A 26,186-nucleotide genomic window follows, 5' to 3' on the forward strand; every position below is an offset into this window, starting at 1 on the left:
GTCTTGCGTTGTAGATTTAAAAAGCGTCTAAGCCCGGGAATATTAAGGGTCTTGAATCATGCATTAGCAATGGGCTCAGGGTTCAGCCATTGCTTATCCTTGTCGGACAATTCCAATGGGCTCTAAGGGATGCAGAGGCAGGGTATATATATAGATGAGGGGAGATGCCTCAACACCGCAGCCCCCGTGAAGGGGGCGGTGGCGGTATTTTAGGTAAAGAGGTTGGTGGTCACGGGCGCGCTTTGGCTCAGCGTCGGGCTGATATTGGGAGCAAACAAGCCAAAGTTAGAGACATTATTGGCGGCATTGATATTCAGGGATTGGAATTGGTTAATCTCCTGATTTAGATCGATATCAACGGCCACATTGGCAAAACTCAAGCCGGGAAGCCCGAGGGCTTTACCGCCCCGCAGGGTGGACATCTGCCGGGAGTCCAGGGTTCTGTTTTCAGCTAAATCGGCAACGGTAATGGATGTCATGTTACTTTCCTCTGTCAAGTGGGGGGGCCGTTGGCCCCCCTCGTTCATCTAGGCCAGATTGAGTTTAGAGAAGAAACCCACCCACATTCACATTGTTCTGGGCATGCTGGTTCTGAGTGTTGGTGTTGCGCACATCAGAGAACCCGAAGTTAGCCACATTGTTGCCTACCGCATTATTAATGCCCTGGAACTGGTCAATGGACTGGACTGGGTTGACGCTAACGAAGCGGTCCCCCATAGGTCCCCAGTACAGGCTGCGGCTTTTAAGGGCGCGCATTCCGCCGCGGACGGAAGTCATGGCGTCCTGGTCCAGGGTTTTGCTCTCGGCCAAGTCAGTGATAAAGAGTGTGCTCATGGTGTGTTCTCCTTTAAATTGAAAGTTAAATCATTCATTAAGCTTTAAATTTGGAACCGAAATTTTTTCGGTGCTTACCCAACAGATTGCAGTTGCCGTGCCAAGTGGGTAGTCGAGGGGGCGTGATATTTTTAAGTCTATGATTTAATGAATATTATATTTTCTCTCCAGGACATGCCTGACGACTCACGGGAAGAGAAATGTTTAAAAAGTTGGTTTGATGGCAACAATAAAAATAGGGTGTTCGTTGGCGGGTTGCTCTTGGGGGTAAAGGGCAAAGAAAAACGGAGAGATGCTGTGGGTGGGGGATGAGAGGGAAGTAAGTACCTGCCTCTTGGAGGGCGTTGACTTATCCATAACAATCCCAGAGAGATTGTGGCCTTTTTTATAACTTGTTGTTGTTACTGGATAATTAAGGCCATGTTGAGTAAAGTATCAGCTTCTTATAGCTATAGCGTTTCCCAAAGAGGAGAGATACGGTTGGATTGAGAACTTAAGGCCCGACTAAGTCGATATTCGTATCTCATTTATTCGGGAAACGCTATAGAAAGTTTCTGTTATAAAGTAGATTTTTTATATCTATCCTATGTTAGCGGCAGCAAATGAACAGTAAGGAGGTAATGGCCATGAAGAACGAATATACCGCTGTTGTAAAACAGGAAGACGATTGGTGGGTGGGGTGGATCGAAGAAGTTCCTGGGGTCAACTGCCAAGAAAAGACCTACGAAGAATTGAAAGAGACTTTGAAAATTACATTAAAAGAGGCACTAGAATTTAACCGCCAGGATGCGCTGACTGCCGCTGGCAGCGGTTATAAGGAAGAAAAAATTGCTATATGAAGAGAAATGAACTTCTCCAGTACCTACGCAGCCAAGGATGTGATCTTTTGAGGGAAGGTGGTAAACATTCATGGTGGCATAATCCTGCTCTGAACAAACGATCTGCAATTCCAAGGCATTCCGAAATAAAAGATATCTTGGCAAAGAAGATATGCAAAGACCTTGGTGTAGAGCCAATCAAATAGCCGCTAACAAGGCGCTGCACTTGACCGTTTTTTCACTGCGCTCAAAAACGGCAAGTGAGCTTTGTCGTGTGTGCCAGGCATGGCATTTAACTAGTGGGGTGAAAGTCCCGATACCAGGTAATCGCAGAGCCGAAGGTTAGCTAAAGGGCAAGGGCCAACTCTTGAGGGGAGGTCTGAAGGAAGCCCAAGGCAAAATCGCGGGGCGATGGACAAGAACCCAATAAGAGGTGTGATACCAATTTAATCAAAGAGTGCAATCTATTAAGGCTTCAAGCAATTGTTTAGACTGAACTTATACAATGCAAAATTACATGAAATTGGTATGAGGTACTCGGGGCCAGTGGGCACGTGACCATTAAGCCCTCCATCTGCAACGGGAGTGCGTTTTATAAATTGGGCGTCTACGCAGGGGGAAGTCATAGGAATTTTGAACACCCCAAAGGCATGCGCGTCACGCTCTCTGAAAAACCCGGTACAAAGGAAACGAGATCACGGATCTTGTTACCGATCTATTGGCAGATCCAAGTGCCCAGCCATTATTGTCCCTTGTTGCAACTGTCAACGATCATGTTGTCGGGCATATTCTTTTCACGAATGTACGAATTAAGCATTCTCAACGGCTAGTTTCTTCAGCAATTCTTGCTCCTCTATCGGTGCACCCAGAATACCAAAATCAGGGTATCGGAGGTTGACTTATCAAGGAAGGACTAAAACAACTGAAGGCGGCGGGTATTGAACTAGTATTTGTACTCGGACATCCTGGCTATTATCCAAAGTATGGCTTTTCCGCCGCTGGGATAAAGGGATTCTACGCACCGTATCCAATCCCGCCTGAAAATTCCGATGCTTGGATGGTCCAGGAACTTCATTCGGGGGTTATTGGGCATGTTAAAGGACAAGTGATATGCGCTGATGTCCTCAATAATCCAAAGCATTGGCGAGAATAAATATCCGCGAAACTACGAGAAAGGCATGCAAACTATTTAGGAATTGATATGAACCCTATTGAATGGAGTGATTTTCAAAAAGTTGAACTGAGAGTGGGGACCATCGTCGAGGTTGAAGACTTTCCTGAAGCAAGAAGACCTGCTTTCAAGCTAAAAGTAGACTTTGGTGATGAAATAGGAATCAAGAAATCTAGTGCACAAATTACCGATCTTTATGATAAGCAGTCATTGCTTGGTAAACAGGTGATGGCGGTTGTAAATTTTCCACCCAAGCAAATAGGGCCAATCATATCTGAGTGTTTGGTTACGGGATTTCACCGCGATGATGGGGCGGTTGTATTGGCAGTGCCAGATACCGAAGCGCCTAATGGTGCAAAGCTAGCCTAAATAAGGAATGTTCACGCGGGCGCCAAAAAAGCACGATTTTGAAAGCACTAAAAATGAAGAATTTTGGGGCTTTTCTACAGCCCCGTTAGGACTTTCTATCAAGAAACTCAGAAATAGAAATAGCAATGGAGGGAAATTCTTTTAACAATTTGTTGTCTTGCGTTATGAGCGGTGTGTTTAACTGGTGAGCAAGTGCAACAAATTCGCAATCGTATGATGAACACTTGCTTTCATTTACGAGCGCAAGGATATGAGGAGAAGGTACATCAAATTCATTATTTATCATTATCAATTCAGCATTCTCTTGGATTCGAAGTGCCTTTTCAAGAGTAATGAGGCCCTTTCTGAGGTAAAGAGTTAATATATTTCTAAACTCACTCTTCCAAAGAGAGGGGGCAGCCCAGACGGGATCTATTCTGTACAGTGTGTCTACTGAATCAGAAAATGGTGTAGGAAGTAACAGATACGCAATAACATTTGTATCAGCAACGATCATGGCCTGCCTTCATTAATCGCTTGATCTATCTCCTCTGTTGAAATTACTCCAGGTGTGATCTGGGAGCGTAGAGCTTGGATATTCTGGAGTCTCTCATTTGGAGAGATACGGCTAGGCAATAGTGTTTTTTTCAGACAAACAATGACTTCGCTGTTGATGCTTCTATGGTGCTGTTCTGCAATATGTTTCAACGCATTGTATAAATCATCTGGGATGTTTTTTATGGTCAGTGTGGGCATATTGAAAATTCTCCAATCCATATTAATGGTTTCATTATGGTACCATAATGAAACATGGTCAAGTAATGCATAATAGTAGCCAGTGAGCCTGTTAGATTTTAATTATGAGTGGCATGGATAGTCTTTAGAAGATAGGCGATGTTCTCGGAAACGTAGACGAGAATAGATTGCATTCTTTGGTTAAATTGGTATGAGGAGTTGATTTTCCTGACCTTTTATCCCAGCAGGTGATTCTTCTCCGTGCGCCCAACGCACGCTACTTGCCCGCTTGTAGTAGCGGTTGAGCCGTGCGAAACCGACCGCATTCTTAAACCACCGGATCAACAGCCTTAAGTTTCCGTGCGGCAAGAAGCTCCACTAGATACGGGGAAAATTGCTATTCAAACCGGAACACCACCCTCCTGAACCGAAGGAGTCCCTGTCTGGTGAGTATTTCGCCTATCTGTTTTGAAGTTTTTTGGAAATGTTTATGCCGAGCCAGGCACCGACTCCTGAAGCGAGTATGATAGGTGGCGTCATAACGAGAAATAGGGCATAGGCGAATCCCACAAGGCTGCCGGACTCAACCCCATATAAAAAGACGGCGGCAAGAAGCGGTGCGATAAAGCCCCATAAAAAACGACGAGAGAAAATCCCAATAATTACGCCGAGAACAAAGACAATGAGTATATAGGGAAGTAAATCTGAAGGTATTAAATTTTCCATTTGTGGCCACTTATTAAATATTTAGTATTCATTTTTGACCAATTTGAGCCCCAAGTATAGATGACTGAGGCGGTTCCCACATTAATACAGAGATTAAGGATAGAGCAAGTATGATGTCCCGCTGGATAAAAAATGCCGCTCTGGTATGCTCCGTGGCCGTTGGCTTTTTTTGTGCTCAAGTCCCTTGGGCAGCCCCGGTGAGCGGTATTTTTGCCGCCGAGAGATCCTGTCCTGCCTATGTTTCAAAAAACAAGCAGACCAATCCAGATAGCGCCCAGATCGTGGCGGGGGAGCGTTACCGGGCATTTGAGGCCAACAAGCCCGATAATCCAGGCTGGTACCGAATCCGGGTCCCTTCCGCCGGGCCTAAGGAACGCTGGGTCAGTGTCGACTGTGGCAAATTTCAGGCAGGAGACCCAGGGGGGAATGGAGTGGGAGGCAATGCTTGCAATGTCGCCGGTCAAGGGGATAGCTATGTGCTGGCCTTGAGTTGGCAGCCAGCTTTTTGCGAAACTAAGCCCCAAAAACCGGTTTGTCGTTTGACTGATCCGAGCGCTTATCAAGCCCGCCATTTCACCCTCCATGGTCTCTGGCCTAACAAGCAGGCGTGCGGCAAGAGCTATGGTTTTTGTGGGGAGATCAAAATGCAGGAACAGGACTTTTGCGATTACCCGGAGGTTATCCTTACCCCTCTTTTCCGTGATGATGCGCTGGCCCAGGTGATGCCCAGTGTGGAAGTTGACTCTTGCCTTGAGCGTCACGAGTGGCACAAGCACGGTACTTGCCAGGCGGACTGGTCGGCGGAGAAATACTTCCAGGTATCGGTGGATTTGACGCGCCAGTTCAATGATGCTGGTATGGCCTACTTTATGAACCGGAAGATTGGCCGGGAAGTCCGAACCGAGGATTTTCTCACCCGGTTGGCCGCTGTGCTGGGTTCAGGAGCCCGGGAACGGATCAAGCTGGAGTGTGAACAGGGGATGTTGGTGGAGGTCCAAATAAGCCTGACGGGGGCTTTGACTCCGGGGACCGATTTGGAAGTCCTCATCGCCCAAGCGCCTAAGCAAAGCGGATCGGATTGTGGGTCCCACTTCCGGGTGGACCCCATAGGATTGTCTAGCCAGTGAACTTATCCCCCATGTTTCGCAAAGACTTCAGAACCATTTTTTTTACCGTGGGTATTGCGCTGTGGTTTTGGGGGGGCGGTTTTAGTCATTTGGCAATGGCCGAAACCAGGGGGGCAAATACTTTAGTTATCAATATCATAGGCATTAAACCCGTGGAAGGGCAGGTTCGGGTTGCCCTCTATAATGCTGCCGAGAAGTGGCTGGAAGAATCCTTTTTCAATACTGTGCTGGAGGTGAAGAGCCAGAAAGTTGAGTGGAGAGTCGATGATGTCCCCGAAGGGGAATATGGGATAGCGGCTTTTCACGATCAAAATAAAAATGGCGAAGCTGATCGTAATTTTCTTGGGATACCTAAAGAGTCCTATGGTTTTTCTAATAATGTAAAAGCTGTTTTTAGAGCCCCTCAATGGGATGAAGTCAAATTTATTGTGAATTCAACTAAGGAAGTTGAGGTAAAGCTAGAAAGTTGGAATCAGTAAATAGGAAAGCAAGATGAAAAATAAACGTACCCTTGGAAACACAGTGTTGACCCTCATTTTTCTTATTTGGAGTCAAGCCGGAGTGGGTGGCCAGGCTGATTCTTTTATGGAAGGATGTTTGAAAAGTCGAGGAGCTAATCGTGCCCAGTGTGAATGTATGTACAAGGAAACCCAGGGCAAACTGCCTGCAGAAGAGGCCGCATTTATCATTGCCTCAATGAGTGGCGATATGGCGGCCATTCAGGAGGCGGCCGCAAAACTGTCCCCTGAACAAAAGCAGAAAGCGCTTTTTTCCTGGCCTGGAGTCATTGATAAGTGTGTATTTTTAAAATAGTAACAGATCATGCATGTGTGTCTGCAATTCGAAAATCTTATTTAGATGCCATTTGAAATAAAAGATGTCTTCAACTCTCCTGATTAACAGTCATGCCATTAGCAAGTCTTATGGAAATCATGCTTTATTTTCCGATATTTCTCTGGGATTCTTTTCCGATGAACGCTTAGGGTTAATTGGTCCCAATGGTTCTGGAAAATCCACCTTGTTGAAAATTTTTGCAGGAATTGAGACCCCCGACTCAGGAAAGATTGTCCAGAAACGAGATGCGCTCGTGGTTTATTTGCCTCAGGAGGATCGATTCGACCCGGAAAAAACCGTTGAGGAAACTTTATTCCAGGTTCTCTCAGAGGAGCATAGAGAAACGGAGCACTATCAACGCCTGCGGGAAATTAGCCGTCAGGTGGTGTTTCCAAATAGGGAGCAGAAGGTAGGCACTTTATCGGGAGGATGGCGTAAACGGCTTGCCATTAGCCAGGCTTTGATACAGGAACCGGATTTATTGCTCATGGATGAGCCCACCAACCACCTGGACATGGAAGGGATTTTATGGCTAGAAGGGTTGCTGAAGCAGGCTTCTTTTGCTTTTGTGTTGGTGAGTCACGACCGTTATTTTCTGGAAAACACCACCAATCGGATTGTGGAGCTCAATAAGCAGTATCCAGAGGGTTTTCTGAAGGTGGAGGGTAATTACAGCAGTTTTCTTCAGAAGCGGGAAGAGATGCTTAACCAGCAGGCACAGCAGGAACTGGTTCTCTCCAATAAAGTAGAACGAGAACTCAATTGGTTGAGAAGAGGTCCTAAAGCCCGGACCTCGAAAGCGCGTTATCGTCTTGACAGCGCGCAACAGCTCCAGGATGAGTTGAGCGCAGTGAAAGCCCGCAACGCCCAAGGGAAAGCCGCAGAAATTGATTTTGAAGCGACTCAGCGAAAAACCAAGAAGCTTTTGGAAGCCAAAGATCTAGGAATCAGCCGGGGCGGAAAGCAACTCTTTGTCCATCTGAGCCTACAGCTTTCTCCAGGCAGGTGTGTGGGGATCTTAGGGCGGAATGGAAGTGGGAAAAGCACTTTGATGCAACTGCTAAAAGGAGATCTTAGCCCCGATTCCGGCTCTATCAAGTGGGCGGATGGGGTTCAAATCGTGACTTTTGATCAAAAGCGGGAGCAATTAGATCCGACCCAGACCTTAAAGGAAGCCTTGTGCCCCCAGGGAGATCAGGTTATTTTCCAGGGACGTGCCCTCCATATCGCCTCTTGGGCTAAGCGTTTTCTTTTCCCCAGTGAAAAGCTGGGGCTTCCGGTATCCCAGCTTTCCGGCGGAGAACAAGCCCGGGTGTTGATTGCGAATTTGATGCTAAAGCCTGCGGATATTTTATTGTTGGATGAACCAACCAATGACTTGGACATTCCTACCCTTGAGGTGCTGGAGGAAAGTTTGCAGGACTTTCCCGGCGCTATCGTTCTGATTACCCATGACCGTTTCTTGCTGGATCGTCTTAGCGACACATTGCTTTACTTGGATGGTCATGGGAAAGCGGAATTTTTTGCCGATTATCACCAATGGCTCGAGGCTAGAAACTCCCAACCTTCAAAAGAGGCATCCAAAGGTCATTCTCCTCCGCCCAAACAGAAGGCGTCTCAAGGATTGAGTTATGAAGAACGGAAAGAGCTCAACCGAATTGAGCAAAAAATCTCAAAGGCGGAGCAAGTCGTCGAGGTATTTCAGCAGCGGCTTCATGATCCTGAAATTACCAGTGATTTTGAACGATTAACGGAGCTATACGCCCAGCTTAAAGAGGCGGAGAATAAGGTGGCACAGCTATATCAGCGGTGGGAAGAATTGGAGTTGATAAATCAGAATAATTGATCCGTTTTTGCTGCTTGGTCTATAGGTGAGGTCGGGGTGAGGAAATGTTTGTTGTGGTGTATCAGTGGAAGCTTAATCTCGGCATGGAGGATCGATTCTGCGAGGGTTGGCGGAGGATAACCGAGGCTGCATATAGAATTTAGGGGAGTCTTGGTTCTAGACTTCACCAAAATGATGATGGAGCGTGGGTAGCCTATGCCCAATGGCCGATAAAGAACATTGGGAGAAAGCATGGCAGAGGGGGCCAATTGCGGATGAGCTGGGGTATGAAATGATGAAACAATGCCTTGCTGAGGGTTTTGAGGTAGTGGCTCCCATTTTGAGGCTAACGGTGACTGACGATTTATTAAAATCGGGACTATACTCAGAATTGTTAGAGTAGCTGTGGGCGAAATAGTCATAGGCAGGATTTACGCAAAAGGTCGGAGACGTCATACCCGCGAAGACGAGGATCCAGTTTTTTCGGGCAGTGATTAGATTTCTGCCTGCGTGGGAATGGCTAACTGCGTAAGTCCACATAGATGTTAAAAATCGTTTTTCTTATTAATCTCATGAGGGCTGATAATGTCAGAGGAATTGAGAAAGGCGCTTACAGAGGCCATGAATGATGAGTATAAGGCCCGTGCCACCTATCGTCAGGTGATGAGCAGATACGGAGACATTAGGCCATTTGTAAATATTGTGGAAGCCGAGGAGCGACATATCCAAGCATTGCTTCCCTTATTTCATAAATATGGTATCCCCGTCCCGGAAGATGATTGGGATTCTAAGGTTGAGGTTCCTTCTTCTGTTTTGGAAGCCTGTCGGAAGGGGGTTCAGGCGGAAATAGACAATGCGGAAATGTATGATCGGCTACTTCACCTTACCCAGGAATATCCCGATGTTTATCAGGTATTCTTACAATTAAAAAGAGCTTCCCAGGAGAATCATTTGCCTGCGTTTCAGAGATGCGCAGAAAGAGGGCAAGAGGGTGGACATGGTCGAGGGAGGGGGCGGCGCCATCGTCATGGTCAAGGGTGCGGGTAAGAGCTTCTAGAGCGTCAATAATCTGCGAGATAAGTTGATGAATTTTGTCGATCAAACTCAGCTGCTATTAGAAGCGTCCAGGGCGACTTATACAAAACCTCGGAAATTTAATTTTGAGAGGTGGCAGCCAGCGTTTATTGACGTCTTTAAAGGCGATAGCTTTACCGGTTTTATCGCCTCTGATGATCGTATTGTGGTGCTGTCCTTTCGTGGTACTCAAATTAATATAAAATCCTCTCATGATTTAGAGACTTCAGCATTGAATTGGTTGACCAACCTTAATTATGCCCAGATTGTTTATGATAAGTTGGGCTATAGAGTGCACAAAGGCTTTGACAACGAGTTGGATTCTATTTATAGCCAACTTCCTGAGATGGTTCGGGATCATGGTGGAGGGAGCAAACAACTTTTTATCACTGGTCATAGCGCGGGAGGCGCTTTAGCTACCATTGCGGCAAGGCGGCTTAAGGAAGCCAATGAGATACCGGTAACCGCTGCCCATGTATTCTCATCGCCTCGGGTTGGCGATCGGAATTTTTCAAGGTCTTACCCTCTTCCGATTTTCAGGTTTGAGCGACGTGATGATTTGATTCCTCATGTCCCTTTTTCTCCGGCAGTTGCAAAAATCCTTGGAACGGTGTTTTTAGACCGAATTCTTGATTTTTTCCCAAACCTTGGGGCTTATCAGACAAAAAACATTGAATATATTCATGTGGGTAAATTGTTTTTTGTAGATTGGAATGACGAGCTTTTTTATACCGAGAAATTAGAGGGATATTGGGGCAGAATAATGGAGTCTGTTTTGGGACAGCCGTCATTGCCGGGCACCCCCATGCCAAAAGCATTCATGGATGGGGGAAGGTTGCTGACGACTTTCTCCAATGTTCTGAATCAGCTTAACTTGGGAAATAGAGACTTTTTGAGGGATCATGATCTGGAGATCCTGCAGCGTATTGTCCGGAAGATACTCAAAGCGGCCACCTACCCTTAATTGAGTATTCCGTTTAAATTTTAAAGAAGTCACTTTTTTCGTCGAAAACACCCGTAGCGGGGGTTTATACCCCCTCATTAAGGGCTGATTAAGGCGAGGAAAATGTACCAAACTTGTCCCAAGTGCGGCTACCAGCGGCAAGCTAGCGATATTATTCCCGAATCCCAATGTCCAGCGTGCGGGTTGATTTTTTCTCGATGGCTGAAGCAGCGATTTCGCTCGCCAGAGTCATCATCCCCCAAGAGCAGAAATAGCAAAACTGATGCCTTGCTAGGGCAGCTCAAAGAAAGAGTGCTCTATGTGGAGTCTCCAGTGAGTCACAGCGGCTTTTATGGCCGCTTGCTCCTTTTTGTGTGCTTTGCGTTTTGGGGCTTCTGGTTCATCCAGACAGATTACAGCCAATTGACGGGGGGGCTGCCCGAAATCAATGGCTCGTTTATGCATTTGGTGGATTTGATCTTCCATGAAGCCGGCCATATCCTATTCATTCCTTTTGGTCAATTTATGACCATTCTAGGGGGTTCATTGGCCCAGTTAATGATGCCTATGGCGGTAATTGGCGTTTTTCTTTTGCAACAGCGGGATACTTTTGGCGCCAGTATAGGTCTTTGGTGGTTGGGGCAAAGTGTGATGGATCTGGCACCCTACATCAACGACGCTCGAGCTGGTGAACTTCTCCTGCTGGGGGGCACGACGGGACGGGATAATCCGGGTCATCACGATTGGCGGAATATCTTGGGTGACTTGGGGCTTCTCGAATACGACCACCTGATTGCTGGAGGGGTGAATTTTATGGGAGAGGCATTGATTTTGCTCTCCTTGGTTTGGGGCGGGAATATCTTATATCGCCAATATCAAAATTTAGCACGATAGGAACCGGTTCTCACCAAGTTCGGCTTTTAAGACTACAAGAAATCAATCATAGCTCTTCTGAGTGCGCTCAGCATTGAAGGAGTGTATGGACGCACGACGCCCCCCTAGCGAGAGTGCGAAGTGAAACGGCGCGTCGGGCGCGAGGGCCGATTACTCGCGTTTTGCCATGAATTCGCGTTTCGCGTAGTTGGCGAGCACCGTTTCGACGAGGTTCGACAGCGTTCGGTTTTCTCTCTCTGCTAACTCCTGAAGTTGTTTCTTGAGTTCGGAATCGATTCGCACATTCAATAATTCTCTTGCCATTGTTGTTACCCGACAGTTGTACCATAATTGCTGCGTGGTAACACAACGCGCCTACAAATTCAGGTTTTACCCCACACCCACGCAAAAGCGGCAATTGGCCATTGAATTCGGCCATGCCCGCTATGTGTGGAATTGGGCGTTGGAAACGCGAACGAAGGCGTATCAAGCGCAGGGCGAGTCGCTGAACACTATCAGCCCCAGCCGCCAATTGACGGCACTGAAGCAAACCGAGTGCCCCTGGCTGAGCGAAGCCACCGCCAGTTGCCATACCCAAAAACTGAGGGACCAAGATAGGGCGTTTAAAAACTTCTTCGCCGGTCGGGGCAAGTATCCCCGCTTTAAGAGACGCCATCAGACCCAATCGGTACGCTATCAATTGGACCAACGCCATGTGGCGAAGAATTTCAACGCCGAAAGCAAGTTGTTGAAGCTGCCAAAGCTTGGGGCGCTTAAGCTGAAATGGTCTCGCAGGATGATGGGTATCCCCAAAATGGTGACGGTCAGTAAAGACCCCGCTGGCCGTTATTTTGTCAGCATGGCCTGTGAGGTGGAGATTGCCGCTCTGCCTGCCCGCAAGAACGCTGTTGGGGTGGATGTGGGGGTTAAGGATGTGGGGGTCACCTCTAGTGGGTATAAGTCTGGTGCGCCTAAATATACCTATCAATATGCCCGTCAATTGAAAAAGGCTCAGCGTCGCCTGAGCAAGAAAAAGAAAAGCTCTCAGCGTTGCCGCCATCAACAGCAAAAAGTGGCGCGTATCCATGCCCGGATAGCCGATAGCCGCCGGGATTTTCTGCACCAACAATCCTCCAAGATAGTCAACGAGAACCCAGTGATTTGTCTGGAGGATTTGAATATCACAGGGATGTTGAGAAACCGCCGCTTGAGCAAAGCCGTTGCGGATTGCGGGCTGTATGAGCTCAAGCGGCAAATGGAGTACAAAGCAGCAATATGGCCGGGAAGTGTTTATCGTGGACCGCTGGGCACCCACCAGCAAGAGGTGCTCTGAGTGCGGGACTATTCAAGAGTCCATGCCGCTCAAAGTTCGCGAGTGGGAATGCCCGGACTGTGGAACGGAGCACGACCGGGATATTAACGCGGCCAAGAATGTTTTGATGTTGGGTACGGCGGGGAGCGCCGGAACCGATAAAGCGCGTGGAGCGGTGAAGACCCCAAGGGCCGTGGCCTAGCCACCGCCGAGGACTGCTGAGAAACGCGAATTCTCCAGGCTGACAAGGGGAGGAGGGACCGAACCGCAGTCAGTCATGGCGAAACTCCAATCGTATCCACCTTTGAGATGGGGGCTTGAAATGCTGAGTTTGCTGTAAGCGGAGAAATTTTATAGGATTTCTATAGCTTGACCTGCAAGTTCAGCAGTTGATCAACGAGTGCTCGCTAAGAAGCTGTTGGAAAACTTTGAGGACAGCGTAGGGTGTGCAGAGCGCAGCGATGCGCACCATGGAAAGGGGGACCAACGAACAGCGGTGATGTGCCCCTTCCCTATGGGCATCCTTCGCAGGTCCTAATGTGCTCCCGGCGAAGCGGTGGGTTTCGCTACGCTCAACCCACCCTACCCATAAAGGTATTTTCCAACAGCTTCTAAGGCGGCAGTATTGGGGGCGGGGGCTATTGGTCCCTCCTCGATGGAGAAAGGCTAGAAGACATCGTTTATAATCTCATCTATTATTTAATATTTGGTGTTCTAATTTCATCCCTATAAAACGAGGATTAATCAGGTCGCTGATATTTCTCAATAAATCCTGGAATGAGTGTAATAGAGTAGATTAGCCTCCATATTTTTTTATGTGCCCACTATTAAGGAGGGAGAAGAATGAGAAAAATTGCTTTTTGCTTGGCGCTAGCAATAGGAACCACCTACACCAGTCATGTCCTTGCAGGAAAAAACGATGGGAAGCTGATGGAGCAGGCTCAGTCCCAATTTAAGCCGATTCCCACTGAGCCGCCAGCCTTAGAGGGAAATGAGGTGACGCCGGAGAGGATCGAGCTTGGGAAGTGGCTATATTTCGATCCTCGCCTTTCTAAGAGCTGGTTGATTAGCTGTAATACCTGCCATAACCTGGCCCTTGGAGGGGTAGATCTGGAAGAGACTTCCATTGGCCATGGGTGGGCAAAGGGACCCCGTAACGCTCCTACCGTGCTTAATTCCGTGTTTAACCTGGCGCAATTCTGGGATGGACGGGCCGAGGATCTCGAAGCCCAGGCGAAAGGGCCGATTCAGGCAGGGGTAGAGATGAACAATACTCCAGATCGAGTGGAGCGGACCCTTAAAAGCATCCCAGAATATGTCCAGAGCTTTAGAAAGGCCTTTCCTGGCGAGGCTGACCCCGTCTCTTTTAATAATATGGCTAAGGCCATAGAAGCCTTCGAGGCCACTTTATTGACCCCGGGATCCCCCTTTGATAAATACCTTAAGGGTGATGCTGGAGCGCTCTCCAAGGCAGAGAAAAGAGGACTAAAACTTTTTATGGATAAAGGTTGTTCCAGTTGCCACAGTGGGGTTAATCTAGGTGGCGAGGGCTATTATCCTTTTGGGGTTGTAGAGAAACCCGGTGGTGAAGTCCTGCCGGAGGAAGACAAAGGGCGGTTTGCGGTGACCAAGACGGCCAGTGATGAGTATGTCTTCAAAGTGCCTTCCTTGCGCAATATAGAGCTAACTCCTCCCTATTTCCATTCTGGCGAGGTATGGGAACTGGAACAAGCCGTCGCTATCATGGGGTCGTCACAACTGGGCATAGACCTCAATGATAATGAGACCGCAGCCATTGTGACCTTTTTGAAAACTTTGACTGGCGAACAGCCGAAAGTGGAATATCCTATTCTGCCGCCTCACACCAAGGGAACGCCGCTCCCGGTGGTGGATGTTTCCAGCGAAGCTATGATGGGACATTAATCTTATTCCATCACTGCTAAGAATATTAATAATGATTCTCCTAGGGCGGCATCTTCAGCCCGCCTCTAGGTTTGGCGGCAAGGGATTGCCGCCTTTACCCAATAGCGCGTAAAGCATCGCCCAATCGGGCGGTGATATAAGCGCAAGCCGCGAAGCGGCTTTATAGAATGCGCTGAGCTTTGTAAAACACAAATATGACGAAGAGGGCGTACCAGGAACGATTCTATCCCACAGCTGAACAAGCCGAACTGCTGGCTCGTTCGTTCGGCTGTGCGCGTTTTGTTTGGAACAACACGCTCAAGCATCGTACCGATGCGTTCTATCAGAACGGCGAAGTCATTCCCCATTGGGCGCTGGAAAAAAGGCTTGTCCAACTCAAGCAGGACTTTTCTTGGCTGAATGAGGTTTCCAGCGTCACTAGCGACGGATTCAAATCCGGCAATCCCAAGTACACCAAGCAGTACGAAGCGAAGCTGGCCTATCTGCAGCGTAAGCTGGCGAAGAAGCGGAAAGGTTCCCGTAACCGCAACAAACTGCGGCTGAAGGTGGCCCGTCTGCACACCAAAATAGCTGACTGCCGTAGGGACGCCACCCAAGTCGTGTGCGTTGAATCTCTTGCGGTGAAGAACATGATCAAACACCCCCGGCTTGCCAAGCCCATAGCCGATGCCCATTGGGGTGAGTTTGTCCGTCAACTGAAGTACAAGGGGCAGTGGGTAGGGCGAACCGTAGTCGAGATCGACCGCGGGTTCCCCAGCTCCAAGCGTTGCCCCACCCATGGAGGTGCGTGAATGGCGCTGTCCCTCGTGCGGGACTGTCCATGACCGCGACATCGCAGCGGCGATCAATATCAAAACCGCCGGGCTGGCGGGGTTAGCCTCTGGAGCGACTGGAACGGGGGCGACAATAGGCGTTGTCGCCTAGGGAAGGCGTGTTGAACGAGGAAAGTTCTTGGAGTGATCCAACAACCCTCGCCCGACTGGGCGGGGAGAAGTCAGATCCCACAAACAAAAGCACTGACCCAGGGGGTTATCGCGGTTGTCCTTATCTTGGCGCTGTTGGCGATACCAGCAGGCGTAAGACTGTGTCTAGGAAATGACTCACTCCCATAGCGCAAAGACCCCGCTGCTCACCCGGTTAGTGGAGGTTTTCCTTCGCGGCGATGTTGCCATCCTGTTGAGCATTCTGTCCCTGCTTCTCGGCGTCGCGGCTTTGCACTTGACTCCGCGGGAAGAGGATCCCCAGATCGTAGTCCCCATGGCGGATGTTTTTATCTCTGCGCCTGGCCTGTCTGCGGAGGAGGTGGAGCGGCAGGTAGGCACCCGCTTAGAGAAACTACTGTATCAGATTGATGGGGTGGAATACGTCTACTCCATGTCCCAACCGGAACGCTGTATTGTCACGGTTCGCTTCTATGTGGGAGAGGACCGGGTGGAGTCCCTGGTTAAGCTTTATAACAAGATCAACTCGAATATTGACCAAGTGCCTCCTGCGGTCACCCGCTGGGTGGTGAAGCCCATTGAGATCGACGATGTTCCCATTGTCAACATTACCCTCTGGTCGGATCGCACCGCTCTTTACGGGGATCATGAGCTCAGGCGTATCGCCGAGGAACTCCAGCTTGAATTAAAACAGATTCGCGATACCAATCGGGTTCGGGTAGTGGGAGGGAGACCGCAAAGAATTCGTGTGGAACTGGATCCGGAGCGTTTAGCCGCCCGGCAAACCTCAGCCTTGCAGATCCTGGATGCCCTTCAAGCAAGCAACGTCAATTACCGCACGAGGGGATTTGAGCAGCAAAACCAGCAATTCAATGTTGAAGTGGGCACCTTTCTTGGCGATGTGGAGGAACTCCAAGATCTGGTGATCCAGGTGAAGGATGGGCGGCCGGTTTATCTGCGAGATGTGGCCGAGGTATTGGAAGGTCCAGCCGAAGTGGAAAGTTATAGCTGGATTGGTTTTGGCCCGGCGGCCGAGTCCCGGACAGAGAGTATGGAGTTTTTTCCGGCGGTCCATGTGGCCGTGGCCAAGCGCAAGGGGACCAATGCGGTGTGGGTGGCCGATGCGGTTGAGCAGCGGATGGAGGCCCTTTCCCAGACCCATTTGCCTGCGGGAGTCTACTATCGGATTACCCGCAACTATGGGGAAACCGCCAACGATAAAGTCAATGAACTGGTAGAAGCGCTGGCGGTTGCAGTGCTGACAGTGATTGGCCTCATTGGTCTCACCCTGGGATGGCGACCGGCTTTAGTGATTGCCCTGGCTATTCCGGTTTGCTACAGCCTGGCGCTATTCGTGAATCTCGTGGCGGGTTACACCATCAATCGGGTTACCCTGTTTGCCCTGATCCTGGCCTTGGGGCTGCTGGTGGATGATCCCATTACAGACGTAGAAAATATTGCCCGCTACTTTACCATGCGGGTCTTGCCGGCCCGGGAGTCCGTCCTCAGAGCGGTTCAGGAAGTTCGTCCGGCGTTGCTTCTCTCCACCTTGGCCATCATCGTCAGCTTCCTCCCTTTGGCCTTTATTACCGGCATGATGGGACCGTACATGGCGCCGATGGCTTTAAATGTTCCCTTGACGGTGACCTTTTCCACGGTGGTGGCCTTCACCATTACCCCTTGGTTGGCCATGGTGGCGCTGAGAAAACTGGTGGAGACAGGGAAGGCCGGGGAGAAACCCTATGAGCTCGGGGAGCAACCCCTCTACCGCTTTTATCGGAGAGTGTTGACGCCAATCCTTAATCAACGCTGGCGTAGTTGGACCCTTTTGGGGTTAGTCCTGGTGTTGCTACTGGGCGCGTTAACCTTGCCTTTATTTCGGACTATTCCTCTCAAAATGTTGCCCTACGACAACAAGAATGAATTTCAGTTGGTGATCGATATGCCAGAGGGGACGACCCTGGAGGCTACCGATGGGGTGGCCCGGCGCCTAGGCGTATATCTGTCACGGGTGGCGGAGGTTCGTGATTATGAGGTTTATGTTGGATTGGCGTCGCCCATGGACTTCAATGGTTTAGTGCGCCACTATTACCTCCGCCAGGGGCCCCATGTGGCCGATATTCGGGTCAACTTGGCCCCTAAGGATAAGCGGGCCCACCAATCCCACGAAATTATTCTCCGTATACGCCAGGATGTTACTCGCTTGGCTCAGGAACTAGGGGCTAACGTCAAGTTGGTGGAAGTCCCCCCTGGCCCCCCCGTATTGGCCACGATTACGGCGGAAGTCTATGCTCCAGAGGGCGCCGCCTACGAGGAGCAAATTGCCGTAGCCCGGCGTCTAGAAGAACGCTTACGCCAAGAACCCAAGGTGGTGGATGTGGATATTAGCGCCCAAGAGGAACAAATCCAGTGGGTATTTGAGACCGACAAGCAAAAAGCCGCTTTATCGAGTATTTCTACGGCAGATATCGGCAAAACGGTGCAAATGGCCCTCGATGGTTTGCCAGCCACGGTGCTTCATCGGCCCAAAGAGGTTGATCCGCTTTGGGTAGAATTGCGCCTTCCCCGGGCCCAACGGTCGGCCATCAACGATCTGGAAAAGCTATATATTGTGGGTCAGCAGGGAGAATTGGTCCAGTTGGGTTCATTGGGGTCTTTCCGCCAGGAACGGGAAGATCAAACCATTTACCATAAAAATCTCGAACGGGTGGTCTATGTCTATGCTGAGGTGGCGGGGGTTCCGCCGGCGGATGCCATTATCGATATGCAACTTGACCGCCAAACTGGGGAGGAGAAGGAAGAGACGGCAACGCCTCGGCCATTGAGTGAGAGAACTTGGTTCTCGCCAGGAGGAGGGGAGCCCTGGTCAGTGCCAGCCGGTTATCCCATTGAGTGGGCTGGGGAAGGGGAGTGGAATATCACCCTTGATGTTTTTCGGGATCTAGGGCTGGCTTTTGCCGCGGCCCTGGTGGGTATTTTTATCATTTTGATGTTCCAAACGGGCTCCCGCATTCTGCCGCTCATTATTATGCTCGCCATTCCTTTGACGCTCATCGGCATTATGCCAGGGTTCTGGTTGCTCAATATCATGGCGGGCCAGGCTATTGGGGGCTATCCCAATCCCATCTATTTCACCGCCACGGCGATGATCGGCATGATCGCGTTGGCCGGAATCGTGGTGCGGAATTCAGTGGTCCTCATCGACTTTATTCGCTATGCCCAAGAGGAAGGGCACGAGCTGTTGGAGGCGATTATTCGCAGCACGGCCATCCGCACCCGGCCTATTCTTTTGACGGCCGCGACGACTCTTTTGGGTAACTGGGTGATTACCCTGGACCCTATTTTCTCCGGCCTTGCTTGGGCCATCATCTTCGGGATTGTGACTTCGACCTTATTCACATTGCTGGTGATCCCTATCGTGTATTCCTTAGTTTTTGGGACCGTTGCCGAGGGTCGATTGGTGGCAAAAAGCTCCTCTTCAGGGGGGTAGGTACATTCCATGTCTCCGCGCCTTTTATTACTTCTGGGTCTCTTGGGTTTTGGGGCGGTAGGGTGTGCTAAAAATGCCGGTTGCCCTTCAGCGTCTGCCCTCTGTGCCGAGGGACTCAAGCCGCCACCGAAAAGAGGGGTGAAATCCCCGGGGACTGCTGAGATATCCCAAGAGCGCTCTTTCACTGGGTTACCGAGTCCTGAGCGGGTAGGGGAAACTGGGAAGATAGAGAGCAATTTCCCTCTGCGGGATGAAAAAGGGGTATTGGTGTTGAACGAGCTGATTCAACAAGCGTTGCAATCCAATCCTGATGTGGCTTCGGCACTGGAGCGCATTCATATTGCCGATGCGGCTTTGGCAGGGGCCCGGGCTGAATTTTTTCCTCGTTTGAGTGTTTCCGAGAGCTATGGAATTTCGGATAATCCCGTGCAGACATTCATGTTCCAACTTAATCAGGCCCAATTGAACTTCGATCAGGATTTTAATGATCCCTCCCTCACCGATAATTTTCACACCCAAGTGCTGGCCCAATACAATCTTTATTCTGGAGGACGACAGATGGCGGCCAAGCGGGCCGCCGCCGCAGAGCGGGAGGCCGCGGTCTCCGGTTTGGAGGGCGTGCAAAACCAACTTGTTTTTCGGGTGACTGAAGGTTATTACCGCCTATTACAGGCCCATGAGCTCCTCCAAATAGGACGGGAAGCCATTGAGCAGGTGGAGCACCATCTTGCCATAGTCCAGACCCGGTTGCGGGCAGGGACTGCGGTAAAGTCTGATGTCCTGTCTGTTGAAGTTCGCTTAGCCGAGGTACAAGAAGCCTTGATTGCTGCCCGCAACCGTTTTGAACTGGCCTGGATGGTGCTGGATAATGTGGTGGGTGCTCCAGTGCCTAGGCAGGAATTGCCCCAAACCGTACCGCCAGCCCCTGGGTCCGAGCGGGTTAGCGAACTGGAAACCCTCATTGAGGAAGCTCTCCGCAGCCGCCCGGAAATTGGCCGGTTGGCCCGCAAGAGAGAAGCCGCCTCGGCTCACATCCGTGCCGCCCGCGCCGCCCACTATCCTACCCTGGATTTAACGGCCCACTATGATGCCTTTACGGGGGATCTGGCCAGCGGCGACACCAATTTTTTTGTAGGTCTGGTGGCCCAGCTTACCTTGTTTGATGGGGGGCGTACCCGGAGCCAAATTCAACAGGCCCAGGCCCGCCTGCATAAGCTTAATGCCCAGCAGCGAGGGCTGTTGTCCGATATTGAATTGGATGTTCGCCGCGCTTATTTGCAACTCCAGGAGGCACGGGAGCGACTGCGGGTAGCCACAGGAGCCGTCAAGCAGGGACGGGAGAGCCTGCGGGAAATTGAGATTCGCTATAGGGCCCAAATGGCCACCCTGACTGAGCTGATTGATGCGCAAGTCGCCCTTTCCAGAGCGCGCGCGCGCTTTGCCAATGCCCAAGCGGGGATAGAGATTGCACGGTCGAATTTGGAGCGCGCTGCCGGTCGATTAAGCGATGCCTTTACCGCTTAGGCGGGTGATCATGGTCCATAGTCCATTGAAGCAGGTGGCTGAGTGGTGAAGCCCAAAAGATATCCCCCCAGAGGGGTGAAAAAAATCTTCTCGTTGGTCATGGGATTGGCCCTTTTAGTGGTGGTCATCGCTTGGCTAGCCGGAGCGTTTGAAGAAAAAATTGAGCCGACGTTGCATCCTCCGAGTTGGCAAAAATTGGCGGATCAAAAAACCGCCTTGGTGCGTGAAATCCGCCGCCAAGAGGTAGAGCAAGCGGTGGGGACGTTGAAAGCTGCAACTCGAACCCAAATCTCGGCTAAGGTGTTGGCGACGATTGAAGACATTGCGGTGAGGGCAGGAGATCAGGTCCAAAAGGGAGATCTGCTGATACGCTTGGATAGCAAAGATTTACAGGCCCGTGCCCTGCAGGCGGAGGAGGTGTTGGAAGCGGCCAAGGCCAATTGGAAAAAGGCAGCGGCGGATTTCGAGCGGGTGCAGGAACTTTACCGTGGCGAGGCCATCACCAAGTCGCAATTTGATGATTTCCAAACCCAAGTGGCAGTGGCCCGCGCTGAGTATCTGCGGGCAAAACAGGCCCTTGTTGAAGCTAAGGTGGTGCTTTCCTATGCTGCCATTACTGCTCCCCGCTCGGGACAGATTGTGGATCGGTTAGCCCAGCCTGGGGATATTGCGCAGCCTGGTAAACCGCTTTTGGTGCTCTATGATGAGGCTTCTCTGCGGTTGGAGGCCCCGGTAGCCGAGTCCCTGGCGGTCCATCTGGAGAGGGGAAAGAGACTTTCGGTTTCTATTGACGCATTGAATCTGACCTTCAAGGGGAAGGTTGATGAAATTGTACCCCAGGCCCATGCCCCGAGCCGTTCGTTTCTTGTCAAAATGACTTTGCCCCGGACAGAAAAACTATATGAGGGGATGTTTGGCCGGTTGTTAATTCCCGTCAAGGAACGGGTCCATCTGTGTGTGCCCGCTGGGGCGGTGCAGCAGATTGGTCAATTGGAATTCGTAGAAGTGGTACATCCCGATGGCAGATTAGAGCGGCGGTTTGTTAAAACCGGTCGTCCTTGCTCTGCTGAAAGTGTCGAGCTTTTAAGCGGTGCTCAGGCGGGGGAAAAAGTGATGATTTTTTCGTAACGGAATTTAATGTGCTAAATTTATGAACAGAGCGTGGGATATATAATCTGAATAGCCTGCGGAGTTTTAAAGTTCAAAGCGACAATGAGGAATATCATTATGGCTCATATCGTCATTAAGGATCTCCCGGAAAGTGTAGAGCTTGATCAGAAGGCAATGACTGCGGTAGTAGGCGGTGGTACCCGATTTCGATTCAATCCCCAGCAGAGCCAGCCTAGCAGCATTTCGGAACGTCTTGGTTTTAACTTAACCAACTCATTGGCGGCCAGAAGGGCCTTCGCTTCTGGGCGGAAAGCCTGATTCTCGAAGGTTGCTTCCCTACTTCGGGGATACAGCATTTGTTGTTGTTTTAGCGGTGGGGACCGTTGTGCTGAACGGGTCGAATGATGGTGGCCTCCTCGTCATCGTCATCCTGGGGAGGGGCGTTGTCGGAAGATGGTGCCGTTGGCTGAGGGGAGGTCCTGTCATCTAAGTCAATGAGTTCGGTGCGATCATCCGAGTGGTCTGACTGGATGAGCATGGTATCCGCCATATCGGTACGATGGGGCAGGATAAACCTGAATTCGTATTTGGCGAATCGAATTCGATCCCCATCGTGCAACGCCCTTTCTCCCGTGATCTTTTCATCGTTGACAAAGGTGCCGTTGATACTGCCCCGGTCGCTTATCCAGTAAGCGTTATCCCGGTATTGAATAAGGGCGTGGTCCCGACTGATCACATCATCCTGAATGCAAATGGTGGCTGTATCTTTGGAGTTTTCTCCAGGTGCTCTGCTAATCCAAGCAAGTTTGCCGGTAATATCGTAGTGGGAGGGGCGGGTCAGACCTTCGAGCTGCGCAGGGGGAATGTATTTCCTGGAGTCGTTGCCCGCTGGGGCGAAAGGAGCGGTAGTTTGCCGGGAGCGTTTGAGCAAAGCTGTTACGATGAAAATGGCGACCAGCATCAGACCAGCGATGGCGGCTATCCATTTCCACTCCGCCTTTAACCGGGTCACATAGGGCTGCAACCACGGAAAATCCCCCAGGGACGGAGAGGTACCCTCTTCAGCGTCTTGCTGGGGGGGAGAGGGAAGCTGGTTTTCAGCACCCAACGGCGCTTGGGGGCTTTCTGTAGATTCAGGGACAGGGGGCTCTACCTTTTTTAGTTTTGGAATATCAATGGCAGGCGCTGCTGGGGCTGTACTGGTAGGGGTGATGACCTTTCTAATTCGGTTGAATGCGGATTGAAGGTCAACGGCTTGAGGGGCCCGATAATAGGTTCCCCCCGTGGTATGGGCTAAGATCTGGAGGAGATGGAAATCAGCCGCCTCAGTAAATGCGATTCCAAATACCTTAATGCCTGCCTCTGCGGCTTCATGGGCTAAATATTCCTGCATCCATCTTGAGAAATCACGGTCCCGTTTTTCATCACCGGTCTCGATGGGACCATTGGTCAGCAAGATAATGGCTTTTTCAGCCTCAGGACGGCCAAAATTTTTAAGCTCGTAGAGTGCCCGTTCCATTCCGGCGGCACTATTTCTAAAGCGGCCGGTATAGGTGAGTTTATCCAGATTAGTGACCAGGGCATCCCGTGTTTTCTGGGAAACAGGGACTAAGGGCATCGCGACAGAAGTTCCCCCATCAAAAAGGATGATGGCGATTTGAGAATCGCCTCTTAGCCCATTGATGAAATTAAGGACGAATTTTTGGGTAAGAAATTCAGGGTCATTTTCCTGCATGCTTTGGGAATTTTCCAGGAGCAGGATAATATCTGTTTTTTCGATTGCGGCCGAGGCAGGGGGGCTGCTAGCCCAAAGCAAAAAAGTAAGAATAAATACTGAGGTATTCACTAATCTGGCCATTTTTCCGTTACCTTGCATTATACTAGCTAGGCATTTTGCCATCTCTCATTTCCCCTTTATTATCCAGGGTAAGGGACTAGACAATGTATTCAAGCATAGCCCCAGCAAAATGAGAGAGGGGGCGGAGGTATACTTTGATGATCACCGGCAAGATGAGTCCTCTGGCCTTAGGAGAGAATTATCAGCCTATGCCGGTCAAGTTCTTTCCCCTCATGGGGCTATTCTTATTCCTTATGGGCTGCGTTGTTTCGCCCCCCCAGAGTCTCGATGCCAAGGCTCGCGAGTGGGGGATGACTCGCAAGGTAATACCAGGGGCTGAGTTTCGGCATGTTATCTACACCCGCCATTTGGGGCAACCACGGAAAACCCTCCATGTTTATCTGGACGGTGATGGTTCACCTTGGATTAAGCGAAGATGGATCTCCAGGGATCCCACTCCGCGAAACCCCTTAGCACTTCGACTGATGGCCCAAGATACCGTTCCAAGCGTCTATTTGGGGCGGCCCTGCTACCATGGTTTGGCTAGGGATCCCCCTTGCACTCCCCAGCTTTGGACCTATGGCCGATATTCCCCTCAGGTGGTGGAGAGTATGGCGGTAGCGCTTGCCCATGTATTAGCGACAGGTAATTTTAGTGAGCTGGTTTTAATCGGTTATAGTGGGGGCGGTGCGTTAGCCATGTTGCTTGCTGAGCGCTTTTCGCAAACGGCAGCAGTCGTGACCATTGCTGGTAATCTTAACCCAGCGGCTTGGGCACAGCATCATGGGTATACTCCTCTTTGGGATTCCATTAACCCAAGCCAACAACCGCCCCTTAATCCTGCCATTTTTCAACTTCATTTATTGGGTGAGCGGGACCAGAATATTTTGCCCCCTATGGTGCGCTCTGCTGTGTCTCGACAGAAGCATGCTAAGCTACATTTATTAGCAGATTTCGATCATATTTGTTGTTGGAAGGCAATTTGGCCGTCTGTGCTCGCTGCCCTTCGCTCAAGGGATTACCGAATGGTGTTTGAGACGATGTCAAGCCATTAAGTCAAATTTGCGCCATGAAGATGGCGGAGTATGGAATCTTATTCGATGAGCATCTCCGAGGAGCAAGCGAAAGAAGTCTCTTCCCTGAAAATTCCTGGTTATAGGATCCAGAGGATGATTGGTCAGGGGGGGATGGCGAAGGTTTATCTTGCTATCCAGGAGTCCCTGGAGCGAAAGATTGCCCTTAAGATCATGACGCCTCCCCTTGATATCGACCATTCATTGTGTGAGCGGTTCTTAAAGGAGGGGAAGATTGTCGCCCAATTAAGCCATCCGAGTATCATCACCGTGTATGACGTCGGTTGTTTTGGTAACCATTACTATATGGCTATGGAGTATCTTGGCGGAGCCAATCTTAAGCAACGTATCCAGCAGCAAGCCCCTGTGGTCTGCCCTTTGAAGATTATCCGCCAAGTTGCCAGTGCCTTGGGTTATGCCCATGCTCATGGATTTGTTCACCGGGATGTCAAGCCGGCCAATATCCTCTTTAAGGAAGATGGCACTGCAGTTCTGACTGATTTCGGTATCGCTAAACCACTGACCGCCCACACTCAGCTGACTGCGGTGGGTTTCTGTGTTGGAACACCCGAATACATGAGCCCGGAGCAAGCGACGGGCAAAAAGCTGGATGGACGTTCCGATCTTTACAGCCTAGGAGTGGTGTTCTACGAGATGCTGACGGGCCAGAAACCTTTTATAGGAGATGATGCGATTGCTACGATTTTGATGCATGCGCAAAGCCCTATCCCCAGTTTACCTTCCCAGTTTGCCATCTATCAGCCCCTTGTAGAGCATTTGTTGGCTAAAGATCCCCATGACCGATTTGAGGATGCGGAGGCATTAATCGCCTTCATTGATCATTTGTCTGGCCCTTCCGAGAAGGAACTACCTCAAAAAACCGGGACTTCACGCTGGTCCCCCACCCAAGTAATGCCGGGAGGGACTCGGGTATTGGTTGAGCCTAGTTCGGAGAAGAAATCGTCAACTTACAGGGCTAGGCGCTGGGCGATGGGGATCGGGTTGTTGGCTTTAGTCTTTTTGGGGATTTACCTTTTTCTTTCTCCCTCCCTGATAGGGCCTCAATCCAACGAACCTCTAAAGCAGGTGGAAGTATTTCCTAAAAAATCTCAAGATCAGGAAAGAGTCGAGCACCTGCTTAATGTTGCTGAAGTCCACGCGGCAGTGGGGCGATTAACGGAACCTCCGGGCAGCAATGCCTACGAAGCTTACAAAATGGTGCTAGAAATTGATCCAGATAATGAACAGGCCCAAAAGGGGCTCCGGAAAATTGAAAATCTGAAGTCACAAAAACATGAATAGACTGAGCGGTTGTTCTATTATTTTCTCTAGGGAAAGAGGGAACTAATCTGTGGATAGGATCTCCCTTAAATTTAAGAGGCCTAGTTTTTGGGTATCATCTAATCGCCTAGTGTTTGTCATTATCCAACCATTTCCCGAATAGAAGTTCATTTATTTTGCAGTCAACTACGGGGGAGTTGTTTAATATCTTTATCCTTCAATCGGTTGGGAATGGCTAGCAATTATTGGCCCAGAAAATGCATGCCTCTTTTGAGTGAACGTACTGGATTTAAAGTCAGGCTGATTGCCCGGATAAAAGGGTGATTGATCTTTTAAACCTCTATCCATTAAAAGCGGGGTTCCCGCTGTGCTAAGCGTATTTCATTG

At 50.1% G+C, this 26,186-nt stretch carries 27 protein-coding genes and 1 pseudogene; 21 read left to right on the forward strand and 7 right to left on the reverse strand.

Annotated elements, in window-relative coordinates; translation table 11 throughout:
• Window positions 1-209: 209 nt before the first annotated feature.
• Both NHAL_RS03945 and NHAL_RS03950 read right to left on the reverse strand, forming a co-directional pair.
• A complete protein-coding gene (locus NHAL_RS03945) occupies window positions 210-479 on the reverse strand; it encodes a hypothetical protein (protein ID WP_013031875.1) in 270 nt (89 codons plus the stop codon).
• Between the two features lie 64 nt (window positions 480-543).
• Window positions 544-834 (reverse strand): hypothetical protein, encoded by a 291-nt coding sequence (locus NHAL_RS03950; protein ID WP_013031876.1) that lies wholly within the window; start codon window positions 832-834, stop codon window positions 544-546.
• 626 nt (window positions 835-1,460) lie between these two features.
• On the opposite strand from NHAL_RS03950, the gene NHAL_RS03955 reads away from it, so the two are divergent.
• From NHAL_RS03955 to NHAL_RS03965, 4 genes are all read left to right on the forward strand, one after another.
• Window positions 1,461-1,673, forward strand: a complete 213-nt coding sequence (locus NHAL_RS03955) for a type II toxin-antitoxin system HicB family antitoxin (RefSeq protein WP_013031877.1) — start codon at window positions 1,461-1,463, stop codon at window positions 1,671-1,673.
• On the forward strand, window positions 1,670-1,858 hold the full coding sequence (locus NHAL_RS03960; RefSeq protein ID WP_041354628.1) for a type II toxin-antitoxin system HicA family toxin: 189 nt from the start codon (window positions 1,670-1,672) through the stop codon (window positions 1,856-1,858). Before NHAL_RS03955 ends, NHAL_RS03960 begins: the two co-directional genes overlap by 4 nt.
• A gap of 512 nt (window positions 1,859-2,370) precedes the next feature.
• Window positions 2,371-2,550 carry a GNAT family N-acetyltransferase gene (locus NHAL_RS22395; protein WP_420804791.1) on the forward strand — a complete coding sequence of 60 codons (180 nt, stop codon included), beginning with the start codon at window positions 2,371-2,373 and terminating at the stop codon, window positions 2,548-2,550.
• Window positions 2,551-2,853: 303 nt separating this feature from the next.
• The gene (locus tag NHAL_RS03965) at window positions 2,854-3,192 is read left to right on the forward strand and encodes a tRNA-binding protein (RefSeq protein ID WP_013031878.1); all 339 of its coding nucleotides are present in this window, start codon (window positions 2,854-2,856) and stop codon (window positions 3,190-3,192) included.
• A gap of 85 nt (window positions 3,193-3,277) precedes the next feature.
• Here the strand turns inward: NHAL_RS03965 and NHAL_RS03970 are convergent, their stop codons facing one another.
• The 3 genes from NHAL_RS03970 to NHAL_RS03980 form a co-directional block, all read right to left on the reverse strand.
• Window positions 3,278-3,688 carry a type II toxin-antitoxin system VapC family toxin gene (locus NHAL_RS03970; RefSeq protein ID WP_013031879.1) on the reverse strand — a complete coding sequence of 137 codons (411 nt, stop codon included), beginning with the start codon at window positions 3,686-3,688 and terminating at the stop codon, window positions 3,278-3,280.
• On the reverse strand, window positions 3,685-3,927 hold the full coding sequence (locus NHAL_RS03975; RefSeq protein ID WP_013031880.1) for a FitA-like ribbon-helix-helix domain-containing protein: 243 nt from the start codon (window positions 3,925-3,927) through the stop codon (window positions 3,685-3,687). The genes NHAL_RS03970 and NHAL_RS03975 overlap by 4 nt, the downstream gene beginning before the upstream one ends.
• Before the next feature lie 438 nt (window positions 3,928-4,365).
• Complete coding sequence (locus NHAL_RS03980) at window positions 4,366-4,632, reverse strand: hypothetical protein (protein WP_013031881.1); 267 nt, start codon at window positions 4,630-4,632, stop codon at window positions 4,366-4,368.
• 110 nt (window positions 4,633-4,742) lie between these two features.
• On the opposite strand from NHAL_RS03980, the gene NHAL_RS03985 reads away from it, so the two are divergent.
• From NHAL_RS03985 to NHAL_RS04020, 7 genes are all read left to right on the forward strand, one after another.
• On the forward strand, window positions 4,743-5,759 hold the full coding sequence (locus NHAL_RS03985; protein ID WP_013031882.1) for a ribonuclease T2 family protein: 1,017 nt from the start codon (window positions 4,743-4,745) through the stop codon (window positions 5,757-5,759).
• A 47-nt stretch (window positions 5,760-5,806) separates the two neighbouring features.
• The gene (locus tag NHAL_RS03990; protein WP_238985434.1) at window positions 5,807-6,238 is read left to right on the forward strand and encodes a DUF2141 domain-containing protein; all 432 of its coding nucleotides are present in this window, start codon (window positions 5,807-5,809) and stop codon (window positions 6,236-6,238) included.
• Between the two features lie 13 nt (window positions 6,239-6,251).
• Window positions 6,252-6,572: a hypothetical protein gene (locus NHAL_RS03995; RefSeq protein ID WP_013031884.1), complete on the forward strand. Its 321-nt coding sequence runs from the start codon at window positions 6,252-6,254 to the stop codon at window positions 6,570-6,572.
• A gap of 64 nt (window positions 6,573-6,636) precedes the next feature.
• A complete protein-coding gene (locus NHAL_RS04000) occupies window positions 6,637-8,439 on the forward strand; it encodes an ABC-F family ATP-binding cassette domain-containing protein (RefSeq protein ID WP_013031885.1) in 1,803 nt (600 codons plus the stop codon).
• A gap of 564 nt (window positions 8,440-9,003) precedes the next feature.
• Window positions 9,004-9,465 carry a ferritin-like domain-containing protein gene (locus tag NHAL_RS04010; RefSeq protein ID WP_013031887.1) on the forward strand — a complete coding sequence of 154 codons (462 nt, stop codon included), beginning with the start codon at window positions 9,004-9,006 and terminating at the stop codon, window positions 9,463-9,465.
• Window positions 9,466-9,502: 37 nt separating this feature from the next.
• Entirely contained in the window at window positions 9,503-10,456 is a 954-nt protein-coding gene (locus tag NHAL_RS19615; RefSeq protein WP_013031888.1) for a lipase family protein, read from the forward strand.
• 102 nt (window positions 10,457-10,558) lie between these two features.
• Window positions 10,559-11,329, forward strand: coding sequence for a hypothetical protein (locus NHAL_RS04020; RefSeq protein WP_013031889.1), 771 nt, complete (start codon window positions 10,559-10,561; stop codon window positions 11,327-11,329).
• A 150-nt stretch (window positions 11,330-11,479) separates the two neighbouring features.
• On the opposite strand, the gene NHAL_RS04025 is transcribed toward NHAL_RS04020, so the two are convergent.
• Window positions 11,480-11,632: a ribbon-helix-helix protein, CopG family gene (locus NHAL_RS04025; RefSeq protein WP_013031890.1), complete on the reverse strand. Its 153-nt coding sequence runs from the start codon at window positions 11,630-11,632 to the stop codon at window positions 11,480-11,482.
• Window positions 11,633-11,666: 34 nt separating this feature from the next.
• Here NHAL_RS04025 and NHAL_RS04030 point away from each other — a divergent pair.
• From NHAL_RS04030 to NHAL_RS04060, 8 genes and pseudogenes are all read left to right on the forward strand, one after another.
• Window positions 11,667-12,822: pseudogene (locus NHAL_RS04030) on the forward strand (RNA-guided endonuclease InsQ/TnpB family protein).
• A gap of 641 nt (window positions 12,823-13,463) precedes the next feature.
• Window positions 13,464-14,543 carry a cytochrome-c peroxidase gene (locus NHAL_RS04035; RefSeq protein ID WP_013031891.1) on the forward strand — a complete coding sequence of 360 codons (1,080 nt, stop codon included), beginning with the start codon at window positions 13,464-13,466 and terminating at the stop codon, window positions 14,541-14,543.
• A 194-nt stretch (window positions 14,544-14,737) separates the two neighbouring features.
• Entirely contained in the window at window positions 14,738-15,334 is a 597-nt protein-coding gene (locus NHAL_RS04040; protein ID WP_049780574.1) for a helix-turn-helix domain-containing protein, read from the forward strand.
• The gene (locus tag NHAL_RS22570; RefSeq protein WP_476703501.1) at window positions 15,327-15,467 is read left to right on the forward strand and encodes a zinc ribbon domain-containing protein; all 141 of its coding nucleotides are present in this window, start codon (window positions 15,327-15,329) and stop codon (window positions 15,465-15,467) included. Before NHAL_RS04040 ends, NHAL_RS22570 begins: the two co-directional genes overlap by 8 nt.
• Window positions 15,468-15,638: 171 nt before the next feature.
• Complete coding sequence (locus NHAL_RS04045; RefSeq protein ID WP_013031892.1) at window positions 15,639-18,974, forward strand: efflux RND transporter permease subunit; 3,336 nt, start codon at window positions 15,639-15,641, stop codon at window positions 18,972-18,974.
• Between the two features lie 9 nt (window positions 18,975-18,983).
• On the forward strand, window positions 18,984-20,498 hold the full coding sequence (locus NHAL_RS04050; RefSeq protein ID WP_013031893.1) for a TolC family protein: 1,515 nt from the start codon (window positions 18,984-18,986) through the stop codon (window positions 20,496-20,498).
• A gap of 75 nt (window positions 20,499-20,573) precedes the next feature.
• Window positions 20,574-21,626 carry an efflux RND transporter periplasmic adaptor subunit gene (locus NHAL_RS04055; RefSeq protein WP_203434357.1) on the forward strand — a complete coding sequence of 351 codons (1,053 nt, stop codon included), beginning with the start codon at window positions 20,574-20,576 and terminating at the stop codon, window positions 21,624-21,626.
• 99 nt (window positions 21,627-21,725) lie between these two features.
• Entirely contained in the window at window positions 21,726-21,926 is a 201-nt protein-coding gene (locus NHAL_RS04060) for a hypothetical protein (protein WP_013031895.1), read from the forward strand.
• Window positions 21,927-21,975: 49 nt separating this feature from the next.
• Here the strand turns inward: NHAL_RS04060 and NHAL_RS19620 are convergent, their stop codons facing one another.
• The gene (locus tag NHAL_RS19620; protein WP_162010817.1) at window positions 21,976-23,466 is read right to left on the reverse strand and encodes an FHA domain-containing protein; all 1,491 of its coding nucleotides are present in this window, start codon (window positions 23,464-23,466) and stop codon (window positions 21,976-21,978) included.
• 137 nt (window positions 23,467-23,603) lie between these two features.
• On the opposite strand from NHAL_RS19620, the gene NHAL_RS04070 reads away from it, so the two are divergent.
• Together NHAL_RS04070 and NHAL_RS04075 are read left to right on the forward strand one after the other, a co-directional pair.
• Window positions 23,604-24,500 (forward strand): alpha/beta fold hydrolase, encoded by an 897-nt coding sequence (locus NHAL_RS04070; RefSeq protein WP_013031897.1) that lies wholly within the window; start codon window positions 23,604-23,606, stop codon window positions 24,498-24,500.
• Between the two features lie 45 nt (window positions 24,501-24,545).
• Window positions 24,546-25,820 (forward strand): serine/threonine-protein kinase, encoded by a 1,275-nt coding sequence (locus NHAL_RS04075; RefSeq protein WP_013031898.1) that lies wholly within the window; start codon window positions 24,546-24,548, stop codon window positions 25,818-25,820.
• Window positions 25,821-26,186: the final 366 nt, after the last annotated feature.

The organism is Nitrosococcus halophilus Nc 4 (assembly GCF_000024725.1).
Lineage (GTDB): Bacteria > Pseudomonadota > Gammaproteobacteria > Nitrosococcales > Nitrosococcaceae > Nitrosococcus > Nitrosococcus halophilus.